Below are 13215 nucleotides of genomic sequence, written 5' to 3'. Positions count from 1 at the left end.
TCCCCAAAAATCAGCGTTGAATCTGATTTGCCGGCCCGTGGGAATCCCAATTCCTTAAATCGTCACTACGGCCTAGGGCGGCGGCGGAAACGCCGAGCCAAAGCTACGCACTGTTCCTGGAGGCACTCTGACGAACACGGAAAAATGACGAAAGCGGCGCTTTACAGGCTCTCATGGTAGCGCTACCATTTGTCTGTAAAATCAACATTCGGCAAGGTTCAGGATTGTTTATTATACATAAGCAACAGCTCAAGCTTGTTTATTATGTATAATATGATAGTTTTCTGAACGTCTCGGAGGTCGAGGGAAGGGGAGAGAAGGCGGGGCGATCCACGTCGCCCGGCGAGCGTTTCGGTTTGGCAGGAGGGGTGCCCGCCGAGCATGTCAGGACTTCATAGTTCAGCAGATCTGCAATTGGGAGGAATACCGATGATCAAGTCACTCGTTGGCGGCGTCGTTGCCGCCACTGCATTCGTCATGCTCAGCTCGGCAGCGATCGCCGCCGGACCGGAAGTCGTCTCCGGCCCCGCAGCGCAGCCGGACTGCTTCTCGCCATGGTCGGCGGACACTAAATTCTTCAAATTCCCCAAAAAGGAAGGCCCGTTCCGCATCGCCTTCTCCAACGGCTATATCGCCAACACCTGGCGCATCCAGATGGTGCAGACGGCAAAGGCCTATGCGGCACAACCTGACGTGAAGGCCAAGATCAAGGAATTCAAGGTCGTCTCGACCGGTGAGGATGTGCCGGCGCAGATCTCGGCGATCAACAACTTCATCGATTCCGGCTATGACGCGATCGTCACCGACGCGCAGAACCCGACCGCCTTCGGCCCGGTCATCAAGCGCGCCAAGGAAGCCGGCATCGTGCTGGTTGCCTTCGACAACATTCTCGACACCAAGGACGCCATCAACGTCAATGTCGACCAGAAGGGCCTCGGCGAGTTGTGGGCCAAGTGGCTGGTCGACAAGGTGCCGAACGGCGGCAAGATCCTCGAAGTGCGCGGCGTTGCCGGCACTTCCGTCGATACCGACCGCCACAACGGCATCCATGAAGTGCTGGACGCTTCCGGCAAGAAGTGGGACGTCACCGAGGTCGCCGGCAAGTGGGATGACGGCGTGGCGCAGAAGGTGACCGCCGATGCCATCGCCACCAACGGTCCGTTCGACGGCATCACCGGCCAGGGCGGCGACACCGGCATCGTGCAGGCAATGATGGACGCCAAGCATCCCTTCGTGCCGTTCGGCGGCGAGACCGAGAACGGCTTCCGCAAATTCTGCGCGCAGCATTCGGCAGACGGGCTGAAGTGCACGTCGGCGGGCTCCGGCCCGGCCCAGGTCGCCGTGGCCATCAAGACAGCGATCGCGGCGCTGGAAGGCGAGGTGGTGCCGCAGGAAGTGAAGCTGCCGCTGGCGATCGCCTCGGATCCAGACATGAAGGAAGGCACCGATTACTTCCCGAAGGAATCCGACAATTTCTTCGTCGGCAACTCCTTCCCGACCTGCGGCATCAATTTCAGCGCGCAGGAAATCATGGGCCAGACCAAGGCGGACCAGTAAGCTTCCATCGCCGGCGTGGCGCCGCGGGTCAGCCGCGGCGCCGCCTCATGCAGATACAATTGGAGGCTCAATGGACGGTGCGGTTCCGCTCTTCCGCATGGAAGGCATATCCAAGCGCTATGGCGGCGTGAGGGCCCTGGAAAAGGCCGATCTTGAAGTTACCGCCGGCAGCATCCACGCCATTCTCGGCGAGAACGGCGCAGGCAAGTCGACCCTGATCAAGATCATGGCGGGCGTCGTGGCGCCCGACGAGGGCCGCATGACGCTGGATGGGCGCGAGGTGAGCTTCGCCTCACCGGCCGCGGCAAATCAGGCCGGCATCGTCTGCATCTTCCAGGAACTGTCGCTCATTCCCGAGTTGAGCGTCGCCGACAACATCGTCATTTCCGATCCGCCGAAGCGCTTCGGCATGATCGACCGCCAGGCGCAGCGGCGCATCGCGGAAGAAGCGCTGGCACGCGCCGGCGCTTCCGATATCCATCCTCGGGCGCTGGTCAAGGACCTGCCGCTGTCGCGCCGGCAGATGGTGGAGATCGCCAAGGCGCTGGCTCGCAAGCCGCGCATCCTGATCCTCGACGAAGCGACCTCGGCGCTGACGGCGGCGGATGTCGCCAAGGTCTTCGAGGTGTTGAAGCGGCTGCGCTCGGAAGGACTGGCGCTGCTCTACATCTCGCACCGCATGAACGAGATCGCGGAACTCGCCGACCATTGCACGGTGTTTCGCAACGGCCGCAACGTCGCCAGCTACCCCGCGGGCTCTAAGAGCGACAATGAGGTGGTGGAGCTGATGATCGGCCGCGAATACAGCCATATCTTCCCGCCGAAACCCGTTTCCGCTGCGGCCGCCACGCCGGTGCTCGAAGCCCGCAATCTGTCCTGGGCCGACCGGCTGGACAATATCTCGCTGAGCGTCAAGGCCGGCGAAGTCGTGGGCCTGGGCGGTCTCGATGGGCAGGGCCAGCGCGAACTGCTGCTTGCCTTTTTCGGCGTGCTGCGCGGCCTGCGCGGCGAGGTGCTGATCGACAGCAAGCCGGCTTCCATATCGAGCCCGCGCGCCGCCAGCGACGACCGCGTCGGCATGGCGCTGATCCCCGAGGACCGCAAGACCGAGGGGCTGATGCTGCCGATGACGGTGCGCGAAAACCTCTCCTTCGCGGCGCTCGACCGGCTGGCCAAGGGCGGCATCATCGATCGCGCCGCCGAGCAGCGCCTGATCGACGATATGGTCGGGCTGCTGGCCATCAAGACGGCGGGGCTCGATATTCCCGTCGGCGCGCTCTCCGGCGGCAACCAGCAGAAGGTGGTCATCGCCAAATGGCTGATGCGGCAACCGCGCATCATCCTGCTCAACGATCCGACGCGCGGCATCGATGTCGGCACCAAGCAGGAGATCTACCAATTGATGCGCAAGCTGTCGGATGCCGGCGCCGCCATCCTGTTCTATTCGACCGACTATGACGAACTGATCGGCTGCTGCGACCGCGTGCTCGTGCTCTATGACGGCAGCGTCAAGCGCGAGCTCGTCGGCACCGAGATCACCGAGCACGCGCTGATCGCCAGCGCGCTCAACATCCATGGCGAAGGCGCCGATATGCAGCAGGGAGCGGGCGCGTGAAGGATTGGCGCTACTTAATGGCCGAGCAGCGCGGAACGCTGCTGGCGCTCGGCATCTTCATCGTCATGTTCATCATCTACACCACGAACCACCCTGCCGGCTTCACCGCCAATGTCGTGCAGACAGCCGCCAACAAGGGCGTGCTCCTGGCCTTCGTCGCCATGGCGCAGACGCTGGTGGTGATCACCGCCGGCATCGATCTGTCGGTCGGCATGATCCTGCTTCTTACCAATTGTCTTGCCTCGTGGCTGGTGGTCGGCACGCCGCTCGAGACCACGCTCGGCGTGATCGCGGTCCTTGCCGCGGGCCTGGTCTGCGGGGCGATCAACGGCGCCATCGTCATCTATGGGCGCCTGCAGCCGATCGTCGCCACCATAGCCACCGGCGCCGTCTTTTATGGCATCGGGCTTCTGCTGCGGCCGTTTCCGGGTGGATCGGTCAATGAGGATCTGGCCGACGCGCTGACGGGAAAGCTCTTCAATGTGATCCCGACCTCGCTGGTCGCGCTGCTCATCGTCGTGCTGGTCGTCTGGGTGCCGTTCAGCCGCTCGGAATTCGGCCGCGCGGCTTACGCCGCAGGCTCATCGGAAACGGCGGCTTATATGTCGGGCGTGCCGATCCGGCGCGGCAAGTTCCTCGCTTATGCGCTGGCAGGCCTGCTGGCTTCGGTCGGCGGCCTGTTTCTCACCTTCTTCACCTATACGGGCGAGGCTGCCTATGCGAGCGGCAATTCCTACACGCTGTTTTCGATCGCGGCGGTCGTGCTCGGCGGCGTGTCGCTGTTCGGCGGCAAGGGCAGCGCTATCGGCGCGATCTTCGGCGCGCTTGCCTTCCGCACCATCGGCGACCTGTTGTTCGTCTTCGATTTCGATCCGCTCTGGCAGCCGCTGTTCCAGGGCGTTATCCTGTTGATCGCGGTCAGCCTCGGCGCCTTCGCGCTGTTTCGGGTGCGCAACCGGCTGGAGTGGTTCCTGTGAGCGAAACGACACTCGGTGGCCTTGCCGGCCGCATGCCCAAATTCATCCGCCGCGCCGACCCGGCGGTGCTGACGGCCTTTGCCTGCATCGTCATCCTGCTTCTGCTGGGCAGCCTCTATTCGCGCAGCTTCCTTTCGCCGGAATATCTGCTGCAGCAGCTTAAAGTCGCCTCGTTCCTCGGCGTCATCGCCACCGGCATGATGCTGGTCATCCTGCTCGGCCAGATCGACCTTTCGGTGCCATGGGCCGTGGCCGCCGGCGCCATGATGGCCTGCGCTGCCGCGGCCTACGGGTCGGTCGGCGTTGCTCTCGCCATCCCCTTCGGCGTTCTGTGCGGCGTGGCGATCGGCATCGTCAACGGCATCGGTGTCGCCTATCTGCGCATCCCCTCGATGATCATTACCTTGGCCACCAACGCGGTCGCGCAGGGGCTGATGGTGGTCTACACGGGCGGCTTCTCGCCACAGGATTCGGCGACGGCGGCGATGCGCTATCTGGCGACCGGTTTCACCATTCCGGGGGTTCCCAACGCCGTCATCATCTGGGCGCTGATCGGCGCCGCGATGGTCTTCGTGCTGGCCCGCACCAGCTTCGGCCGTGCCGTCTACGGCATCGGCAACCGCGAGCGCGCCGCCTACCTTTCCGGTATCGACACGCGCCGCATCGTGATGATCGCCTTCGCCGTCTCCGGCGGGCTGTCGGCCTTTGGCGGCGTGCTTCTGGCCGGCTATGCATCGAAGGCGGCACAATCCATGGGCGATGCCTATCTGCTGCCGTCGATCGCCGCCGTCGTGCTGGGCGGCACCTCGATCCTGGGCGGGCGCGGCTCCTATCTCGGCACGGTGGCCGGCGTGATCCTGATCACGCTCCTGCAATCCATCCTCTCGGTCATGCAGATGCCGGAAGCGGGACGGCAGATCATCTATGGTGTCGTCATCGTCGCCATGCTTCTGCTCTACGGGCGCGCGCCGGCAAGCCGCTGACCGTGGATGAGGCGAGCGCAAGACCGCAGATCCCGGAGCTTGGCGTGAACGATCTTCGGACGGCGCCGGCCATCGTTGTGATGGGTGTTGCCGGCTGCGGCAAGACGGCCGTCGGCGAGGCGCTCGCCAAGGCTCTCGACGCCGACTTCATCGAAGGAGATCGGCTGCATCCACCGGAGAACGTGGCGCGCATGGCGCGCGGCGAGCCGCTGACCGACGCGCTGCGCGAGGGCTGGCTCGACGCCATAGGCGAGCACATCGCGATCTCGGTTGCCGGCGGACGGAAAGCGGTGGCGGCGTGCTCGGCGCTGAAACGCGCCTACCGTGACCGGCTGAGCCGCTACTGTCCCGACACAGTCTTCCTCTACCTGAAGATCGACCGCGAGACCGCCTGGCGCCGGGTCGCCAATCGCAAGGGCCATTTCATGCCGGCAAGCCTGGTCGACAGCCAGTTCGCCACGCTGGAAGAGCCTGCCGCGGACGAACAGGCCGTGACGGTCGACGGAACGCGAAGTGTTGCCGGGATCCTGAAAGGGATCGTTGGTTAGAACGGTTCTGGCGCTTCAGGCGCCGTCATTGCCGATCGCGGCTTCCGTTGGCCGCTCGGTCAGCCGTACGGCGCTCGACCAGGCCATCATCTGCTCCGGACAGAGTTCGAGCGTTTCCAGCATATGGTCGCGCTTCGACAGGATGTATCCCGCCTGGACGACGAGGTTCTTCGTCGCGGTGTCCCTTGCCGGCGACGCCGGCGGCTGTGGCCCCGCGCTCAGTTCGCTGACGATCGCGCGATACTGGCGAAAGGGAACCGTTTCGATCGTCGCCATATGAAACAGCGCCGCGCCCGCGCGCGCGGCGAAGTTTGCCGGCGCCGAGGCGAGATGGGTCCAGCCGCGCTCGCCCATGGCGGCCTCGGTGAAGGTGGAGCCGGCATAAACGGTGTTGGTCATCAGCACCACGCCGTTTGCCTTCAGGGTCTTCTGGATGCGCGTGGTGACCTGGTATGCGTCGGTGCGCTCAAAGACGATCCGGCTTTTCAGGAAGCGGTTCTCGACCTTGACCAATGGCGGGTTGATCACACGCAAGCCGAATTTGCTTGGGGAGAAGCCGTGGTACTGCGCGCTTACCTGGTGGGTTTCGATGCCGGCCTCATGCAGGGCGCGCTTGCCCATGATCGTCTGCGTCGTGAACTGGTCGCACCATATGATGACGCCGCGCCCGTTGCGCAGGGCTTGTTGCAGGGCTTCGAGGCCTTCGAGCCGGATCGCCGGCGACCAGCGCCAGCCGGAGACGAGATGCGCCGCAAGCGTCAGCCGCCGGCGGTGAATGGCGGCGAGTTGCGCCTCGAACATTTCTTGCGTGTCGACGGCATTGCCGAGCACGGCCTTCACCGCGACGTCGTAACGGGCGAACTCCTTGCGGAAGTGGCGCCTGCGCCTGAGCCTGGACCCCCAGCCGCAGATAGGCCCCCACCAGGAGACCGGCAGCATCGCCGCGACGCCGAGATAGAAACAGGACAGCAGGCTCTCGCGCAGGTCCCGATTGGAGAAACGGCGCAGTTTTCCGGGGCGGACAACCTTGCGGCTGAAGAAGCGAACGGACTCATTGCGCTCCGGCACCGGCACGTCGGCAATGATCTCGGTGTGATAGATGTCGTTCGACGATGGTTGCCGGCTGGCCCTGCGGGAATTGCCAAGCCAAGGCAGCCTCATGCGTCAGAGCCCTGTTTCATCCTCCCAGCCGCTTTACTGCGTCCGCGGCAGACTGGCAACCGAGGGCGACAGGTCGGGCCGGCGACTTGTCGTTGGGCGCAATTGCGGACGGAAGGCTGTGGCGAAGGGCGGAACCTGGCCGCTACCGCTTCCTCGAATTCCTTCAAATCTGGGAGGTGAGCTCCGCCGGGAAATCGTCGTTGTCGGCGTCGCGCATGGCGGCGAGGCTGCGGTTGTCGAGCACCTCGGCGATCGCCTGGCGCACTTCCAGCATCATGTGGCGGACCTGGCAGGTGGCCTCGTCGCAATCCTCGCAGCGCTGGTATTGCGTGCGGCTGGCGCAAGGGATCGGCGCCAGCGGCCCGTCGAGCACGCGCACGACATGGCCGATCTTGATCTCGGAAGCGGGCCGCGCGAGGCGGTAGCCGCCTTCCTTGCCCTTGCGGCTCTGGACGAAACCGGCATTGCGTAATTCGCCCAGGATCGCATCCAGGAATTTCTTCGGGATGTTGTTGGCGACGGCGATGTCGTTGACGAATGCAAGCTGGCCAGCCGGTAGACCGGAAAGATGCACGAGGGCCTTGAGGCCGTATTTGCCTTTTTTGGTCAGCATGCCCGATTCAATTCATCAAACCCCAATGCGCCTGCATCTGGCGGTTGTTTGTGTGCAAATCATGACAGTTGACCGCCTGGTCCAATAATTTGCCCGGCAGCTTAGGCGCAAACGCGTTGATTCTTCGTAACGTTTTTCACGTTGGACGCCGCATTTCCCCTGCGAAATGCTGGCCGGCTTAAATGAGGAAGCCGGCTAAAGCCGGCTTTCCTGCGCTTTCTGATTGTGTGGCGGCTCAGCGGCTGCCGTAGGCCTGATCGAGCAGCCCGCCGGCGGCGAAATGCTCCTTCTGTACTCTGTCCCAGCCGCCAAAGACTTCCTCAACAGTCAGTAGCCGGACGTCCGGGAAGTCGGCCTTGTGCTTGGCGGCCACCGAGGCGTCGCGAACCCGCAGGCCGTTCCCGGCGGCGATGTCCTGGCCTTCCGGCGTGTAGAGAAAGTCGAGATAGGACTTGGCGAGATCGCGGCTGCCATGCTCGTCGGCCACCTTGTCGACGATCGCTACCGGGAACTCGGCCAGCAGGCTGACCGAAGGCGTGACCTGCTCGAACTTGTCGTCGCCATACTCCTTGCGGATGCCGCGCGTCTCCGATTCGAAGGTGATCAGCACGTCGCCGATCTCACGCTGGACGAAAGTGGTTGTGGCGGCGCGGCCGCCGGTGTCGAAGATCGGCACGTTGTTGAAGAGCTTGGTGATGAACTCCTTCACCTTGGCGTCGTCGCCCTTGAAGGCTTCCTTGGCGTAGGCGGCGGCGGCGAGATAGGTGTAGCGCGCATTGCCCGACGTCTTCGGGTTCGGAAAGATCACCTGCACGTCGTCACGCACCAGATCGTTCCAGTCCTTGATGTGCTTGGGATTGCCGGCGCGCACCAGGAAGGACGGCAGCGAATAGAAGGGCGAGGCGTTGTCCGGGAAATCTTTCTGCCAATCGGCTGAGACCAGTCCTTTCTTGACCAGGAAATCGACGTCGGTGACCTGGTTGAAGGTGACGACATCGGCACCAAGACCTTCGGCGATCGCGCGCGCCTGCGCCGAGGTGCCGGCATGCGACTGATCGACGGTGACGCCGGGGTGCTTGGCGACGAAGGCCTTGTTGACGTCGACGAACAGCTCGCGGCCGACGTCATAGGATGCATTCAAAAGCTTGTCGGCCGACCAGGCTTGGGAGGACGCGAGGACGAGACCGGCAAAAGCTGCGATGCCGAGCAACAGACGCTTCATGAAAACAGGGCTCCTTGGAAATGGATCAAGCTATGGGGAGACCATAGTCGGGAAAGCCTGGTGCGACGAGGCACGCGCTCCGAGAGGTGGGCGAAGGCCTGGAAAATATCTCGCCAAAACAGCCTTTTGCTAGGATTTTCTTCCAAGTGGACTCACAGGTTGCACCAGGCTGGGCGCCGGAGGAGCTGTCAGGCTGAAAGACAGCTCAGGACGTGGGAAAAAGCTTCCAGCGTCGCGGCCTGAAAGCCACCCGGCTCTTCTGTGCCGCGGGATGGTCGACCGGCAGTTCGATCTCGACGCGCTGGCGCTCGCCGCCGATTTCGAGCTCGACGCGCCTGGTGCCGGCAACGCGGCGGCTGGCGGCAACCGTGCCGGCGATGCAGCCGCTGCAGCCGTCGAGCAGCTCGACGTCATGCGGGCGGAAGTGGAGAACCGCCTCGCCGGACTGTGCATGCGGCGCCTGCAGCCCGATCGGCCGGTCGGCGATCCAGATCTCGCCGTTCTCGACCTTGACCGGCAGCGAGCTCGACTCGCCGATGAAGGAATAGACGAAGGGCGAGTTCGGCGTGTCGTAGATATCGTCGGCGGTGCCGACCTGCTCGATGCGGCCCTGGCTCATGACCACGACGCGGTCGGCGAGCTCCAGCGCCTCTTCCTGGTCATGCGTGACGAAGACGGTCGTGTGGCCGGTGCGGTCATGGATCTCGCGCAGCCAGCGTCGCAGCTCACGGCGAACCTGCGCGTCGAGCGCGCCGAACGGTTCGTCGAGCAAAAGCACCTTGGGCTCGATCGCCATGGCGCGGGCCAACGCCACGCGCTGGCGCTGACCGCCGGAAAGCTGCGCCGGATAGCGCGTTTCCAGGCCCGTCAATTGGACGAGGTCGAGCAGTTCCAGCGCCCGGCGGCGGATTTCCTGCCCCGACGGCCTTGCGGCGCCGTGCCGGACCTTCAGGCCGAAGCCGATATTGTCGGCAACCGTCATGTGACGGAACAGCGCGTAATGCTGGAAGACGAAGCCGACATTGCGCTCCTGGATCGACTTCTGCGAGGCGTCCTCGTCGCCGAAGAAGATCGCGCCCTTGGTCGGCCGCTCCAGGCCGGCGATCAGGCGAAGCAGCGTCGTCTTGCCGGAGCCCGACGGCCCGAGCAGCGCGATGAGCTCGCCGGATCTGATGTCGAGCGACACGTCGTGGAGCGCCGGAAACCGCTCGAACTCCTTGCGCACGTTGACGACGCGAACTTCCATACAAATCCCTCAGTTCCTTGATGCTGTCGTTGCTCCCAAAAGCGCCAGGCACTCTTGGGCGACAGGTAGTGTTCAGTGCCCGCGCGTCGCGGCGAGCTCGGCGCCGTAGCGCATCTCGAGAAGCGTTTTCAAGACCAGCGTCACCAGCGCCAGGCCGGCGAGCAGCGAAGCGACGGCAAAGGCGCCGACGGCGTTGTATTCGTTGTAGAGGATCTCGACATGCAGCGGCATGGTGTTGGTGAGGCCGCGTATATGGCCCGACACCACCGAGACCGCGCCGAATTCGCCCATGGCGCGGGCATTGCACAGAAGCACGCCGTAGAGCAGCCCCCATTTGACGTTGGGCAATGTCACATACCAGAAGGCCTGCCAGCCGCTGGCGCCCAGCGACAGTGCTGCCTCTTCGTCGCCATTGCCCTGTTCCTGCATCAGCGGGATCAATTCGCGCGCGACGAAGGGGAAGGTGACGAAGATAGTGGCCAGCACGATGCCGGGCACGGCGAAGAGGATGACGATGCCATGCGCCTTCAACCAGGCCCCGAGCAGCCCTTGCGCGCCGAAGAGAAGCACATAGACCAGGCCGGAGATGACTGGCGAGACCGAGAAGGGCAGGTCGATCAGCGTGGTCAGGAACGCCTTGCCCTTGAATTCGAACTTGGCGATCGCCCAGGCGGCCGAGATGCCGAAGACGACGTTGAGCGGCACCGAGATCGCCGCCACAAGCAATGTTAGGCGGATGGCGGAGCGCGTGTCGGGGCCGGAAAGGGCGTCCGTGTAGGCGCCGATGCCTTTGGCAAGCGCCTCATGGAAGACGATGATCAGCGGCAAAAGCAGGAAGACGGCGAGGAAGGCGAGGGCGATTGCCATCAGCACGGCCTTGACTGGCCGGCTTTCGGTCACCGCTGCCGACTGGCTCTCGTGATGCGGCTCGTAGGATTTGATCTCGGGATCAGCCATAGCGCTTGCGGCTCCATGTCTGGACGAGATTGACCACCAAAAGCATCAGGAAGGACAGCGCCAGCATGATCGCGGCGATCGCGGTCGCCGCCTCGTAATTGTATTCTTCGAGCCTAATCACGATCAGAAGCGGCGCGATCTCCGACTTGAAGGGCAGGTTGCCGGCGATGAAGATGACCGAGCCGTATTCGCCGACGCCGCGCGCGAAGGCGAGCGAGAAGCCGGTGACGATCGCCGGCGCCAGGCCTGGGAAAAGCACGCGGGTGATGATCTGGAAACGGCTGGCGCCGAGCGTGGCGGCGGCTTCCTCGACCTCCTTGTCGATCTCTTCCATGATCGGCTGGACGGTGCGCACGACGAAGGGCAAGCCGATGAACACCAGCGCGATGACGATACCGAGCGGCGTGTAGGCGACCTTGATGCCGAGCGGCGCCAGGACATAGCCGATCCAGCCATTCGGTGCATAGAGCGTGGTGAGCGCGATGCCGGCGACGGCCGTGGGCAGGGCGAAGGGCAGGTCGACCATCGCGTCCGCGATGCGGCGGCCGGGAAAGCGGTAGCGGACCAGCACCCAGGCGACGACGGTGCCGAACACGACGTTGACGGCAGCCGCCAGGAAGGCGGTGCCGAAGCTTATCTTCAGCGCGTTGAGGGTGCGTCGGTCAACGGCGATCGCCCAGAAATCGGCCCAGCCGAGCGCTGCCGAACGCCAGACCAGCCCCGAAAGCGGGATGAGGATGATGAGCGTGAGGTAGGCAAGCGAGAAGCCGAGCGTCAATCCGAACCCCGGAATGACACTCGGCTGTCTGAATCGCCACCCCGCCTTGGCGGGTGCTGTGGTCATGCTGTTCTGGATCGTCCCTTCTGTTCAAACCAGAATGGCTTTGCTCAGTCGCATTCGGCCGGCATGCCCGTGAGGCTCGCCGGCCATCCGGCTCACTGCGCCGGCTTGTAGATCTGGTCGAATATACCACCGTCGCCGAAATGGTAAGGCTGCGCTTTCTTCCAGCCGCCGAATTGCGGGTCATCGATGGTGACCAGCTTGATTGCCGGGAGCTTGGCAAGGTCCTCGGCCGGCACCAGGTCGGGCTTGGCCGGGCGATAGTGGTTCTTGGCGATGATGGTCTGGGCTTCCTTGGAATAGAGCCAGCTCAGATAGGCTTCCGCGACCTTGCGCGTGCCCTTGGCATCGACATTGGCGTCGACGACCGCGACCGGCGGCTCGGCCAGGATCGAGGTCGGCGGATAGACGATATCGAAATTGTCGGCGCCGAATTCGTCGAGCGCGAGATAGGCTTCATTCTCCCACGCGATCAGCACGTCGCCCAGGCCCTTCTGCGCGAAGGTCACCGTCGAGCCACGCGCGCCGGTATCGAGGACCGGGACGTTCGCATAAAGCTTGCCGACGAACTCCTTGGTCTTGGCTTCGTCGCTGCCGTCATTGGCGTTTGCATAGGCCAAGGCGGCAAGATAGTTCCAGCGCGCGCCTCCGGAAGTCTTCGGGTTCGGCGTGATCACCTGGACGCCGTCCTTCACCAGATCGTTCCAGTCGTGGATGCCCTTGGGATTGCCCTTGCGCACCAGGAAGATGATGGTCGAGGTGTAGGGTGCCGAGTTGTTCTCGAACTTCGTGCGCCAGTCCGGATTGATCTTCTTCGTCTTCGAGACGATGGCGTTGATGTCGCCTTCGAGCGCCAGCGTCACCACGTCGGCGTCGAGGCCGTCGATCACCGCCCGCGCCTGGGCGCCCGATCCACCGTGCGACTGCTGGATGGTGATGGTTTCGCCGGTCTCCGCCTTCCAGTGCGCGGCAAACGCCTCGTCATAGGCTTTGTAAAGTTCACGCGTCGGGTCGTAGGACACATTCAGAATGGTCGTATCCGCAAACGCGAAACCGAGCGTGCCGAACTGGACAGATGTGGCGACCAGCGCGCCGAGCAGTTTCCTGAAATGAGGTTTGGTCATTCCCGCCTCCGTTGAACTGCACAAACTCTACCGAGTTTATAGAATTTAGATGCATTGAATGTTGCCTTTTTCGCCTCCTCGAAGCAATTTTTCGCCGAACCGCCGGCAATCGGGAAAATATCGTCCTCAATTTCGGACAGCGTCCATTTCCTCGCCGGTCGGGGCTAACTAGGCGCAGCCGGCTGCCGGGCAAGGCCGGCGCTAGATCGTGATGGCGTTTCGTTGAATCGCCGTCACGATCTAACTCTTTGTTGGAGCATGATCTTTCTCCGAAAACCGGTTCCCACTTTTCGTGATCATGCTCTAAGGCCTGTTGATATTCATCTGGAGCTTATGATGGCGGCGGCGAGATGGACGAAGGCGGAGAAGCT

At 63.4% G+C, this 13215-nt stretch carries 12 protein-coding genes; 5 read left to right on the top strand and 7 right to left on the bottom strand.

The genetic code is table 11. From position 1 onward, the window contains the following. Positions 1-429: 429 nt before the first annotated feature. The 5 genes from FJ424_RS32985 to FJ424_RS32965 all read left to right on the top strand — a co-directional run bounded on the left by FJ424_RS32985 (position 430) and on the right by FJ424_RS32965 (position 5680). Positions 430-1557 carry a sugar ABC transporter substrate-binding protein gene (locus FJ424_RS32985; RefSeq protein ID WP_140647984.1) on the top strand — a complete coding sequence of 376 codons (1128 nt, stop codon included), beginning with the start codon at positions 430-432 and terminating at the stop codon, positions 1555-1557. 70 nt (positions 1558-1627) lie between these two features. Next, entirely contained in the window at positions 1628-3172 is a 1545-nt protein-coding gene (locus tag FJ424_RS32980) for a sugar ABC transporter ATP-binding protein (RefSeq protein ID WP_140659936.1), read from the top strand. Further along, positions 3169-4149 carry an ABC transporter permease gene (locus tag FJ424_RS32975; RefSeq protein WP_140659935.1) on the top strand — a complete coding sequence of 327 codons (981 nt, stop codon included), beginning with the start codon at positions 3169-3171 and terminating at the stop codon, positions 4147-4149. Before FJ424_RS32980 ends, FJ424_RS32975 begins: the two co-directional genes overlap by 4 nt. Further along, positions 4146-5132, top strand: a complete 987-nt coding sequence (locus FJ424_RS32970; RefSeq protein WP_140659934.1) for an ABC transporter permease — start codon at positions 4146-4148, stop codon at positions 5130-5132. The genes FJ424_RS32975 and FJ424_RS32970 overlap by 4 nt, the downstream gene beginning before the upstream one ends. A gap of 80 nt (positions 5133-5212) precedes the next feature. After that, positions 5213-5680: a gluconokinase gene (locus tag FJ424_RS32965; RefSeq protein ID WP_140659937.1), complete on the top strand. Its 468-nt coding sequence runs from the start codon at positions 5213-5215 to the stop codon at positions 5678-5680. A 15-nt stretch (positions 5681-5695) separates the two neighbouring features. On the opposite strand, the gene FJ424_RS32960 is transcribed toward FJ424_RS32965, so the two are convergent. The 7 genes from FJ424_RS32960 to FJ424_RS32930 all read right to left on the bottom strand — a co-directional run bounded on the left by FJ424_RS32960 (position 5696) and on the right by FJ424_RS32930 (position 12844). Then, complete coding sequence (locus FJ424_RS32960) at positions 5696-6841, bottom strand: hypothetical protein (RefSeq protein ID WP_140659933.1); 1146 nt, start codon at positions 6839-6841, stop codon at positions 5696-5698. A 163-nt stretch (positions 6842-7004) separates the two neighbouring features. After that, complete coding sequence (locus FJ424_RS32955) at positions 7005-7454, bottom strand: Rrf2 family transcriptional regulator (protein WP_040984137.1); 450 nt, start codon at positions 7452-7454, stop codon at positions 7005-7007. Between the two features lie 235 nt (positions 7455-7689). Further along, positions 7690-8676, bottom strand: coding sequence for a sulfate ABC transporter substrate-binding protein (locus FJ424_RS32950; RefSeq protein ID WP_140659932.1), 987 nt, complete (start codon positions 8674-8676; stop codon positions 7690-7692). Between the two features lie 205 nt (positions 8677-8881). Further along, positions 8882-9922 carry a sulfate/molybdate ABC transporter ATP-binding protein gene (locus FJ424_RS32945; RefSeq protein ID WP_140659931.1) on the bottom strand — a complete coding sequence of 347 codons (1041 nt, stop codon included), beginning with the start codon at positions 9920-9922 and terminating at the stop codon, positions 8882-8884. A 72-nt stretch (positions 9923-9994) separates the two neighbouring features. Continuing rightward, a complete protein-coding gene (gene cysW, locus FJ424_RS32940) occupies positions 9995-10879 on the bottom strand; it encodes a sulfate ABC transporter permease subunit CysW (RefSeq protein WP_140659930.1) in 885 nt (294 codons plus the stop codon). Further along, entirely contained in the window at positions 10872-11723 is an 852-nt protein-coding gene (cysT, locus tag FJ424_RS32935; RefSeq protein WP_140659929.1) for a sulfate ABC transporter permease subunit CysT, read from the bottom strand. Before cysT ends, cysW begins: the two co-directional genes overlap by 8 nt. A gap of 92 nt (positions 11724-11815) precedes the next feature. Next, positions 11816-12844, bottom strand: a complete 1029-nt coding sequence (locus FJ424_RS32930) for a sulfate ABC transporter substrate-binding protein (RefSeq protein ID WP_140659928.1) — start codon at positions 12842-12844, stop codon at positions 11816-11818. Positions 12845-13215 lie beyond the last annotated feature (371 nt).

Origin of the sequence: Mesorhizobium sp. B3-1-8 (assembly GCF_006439495.1) — a bacterium.
Classification (GTDB): Bacteria; Pseudomonadota; Alphaproteobacteria; order Rhizobiales; family Rhizobiaceae; genus Mesorhizobium.
Note: the sequence above shows the minus strand (reverse complement) of the source record. Positions and strands in the feature narration are given on the sequence as shown.

What these genes read in the sequence shown, in the direction of transcription:
- FJ424_RS32965 (WP_140659937.1), top strand. Translation starts at nt 5,213, where the DNA reads ATGGGTGTTGCCGGCTGCGGCAAGACGGCCGTCGGCGAGGCGCTCGCC.
- FJ424_RS32960 (WP_140659933.1), bottom strand. Translation starts at nt 6,841, where the DNA reads ATGAGGCTGCCTTGGCTTGGCAATTCCCGCAGGGCCAGCCGGCAACCA.
- FJ424_RS32955 (WP_040984137.1), bottom strand. Translation starts at nt 7,454, where the DNA reads ATGCTGACCAAAAAAGGCAAATACGGCCTCAAGGCCCTCGTGCATCTT.
- FJ424_RS32980 (WP_140659936.1), top strand. Translation starts at nt 1,628, where the DNA reads ATGGACGGTGCGGTTCCGCTCTTCCGCATGGAAGGCATATCCAAGCGC.
- cysT (WP_140659929.1), bottom strand. Translation starts at nt 11,723, where the DNA reads ATGACCACAGCACCCGCCAAGGCGGGGTGGCGATTCAGACAGCCGAGT.
- cysW (WP_140659930.1), bottom strand. Translation starts at nt 10,879, where the DNA reads ATGGCTGATCCCGAGATCAAATCCTACGAGCCGCATCACGAGAGCCAG.
- FJ424_RS32950 (WP_140659932.1), bottom strand. Translation starts at nt 8,676, where the DNA reads ATGAAGCGTCTGTTGCTCGGCATCGCAGCTTTTGCCGGTCTCGTCCTC.
- FJ424_RS32985 (WP_140647984.1), top strand. Translation starts at nt 430, where the DNA reads ATGATCAAGTCACTCGTTGGCGGCGTCGTTGCCGCCACTGCATTCGTC.
- FJ424_RS32930 (WP_140659928.1), bottom strand. Translation starts at nt 12,844, where the DNA reads ATGACCAAACCTCATTTCAGGAAACTGCTCGGCGCGCTGGTCGCCACA.
- FJ424_RS32945 (WP_140659931.1), bottom strand. Translation starts at nt 9,922, where the DNA reads ATGGAAGTTCGCGTCGTCAACGTGCGCAAGGAGTTCGAGCGGTTTCCG.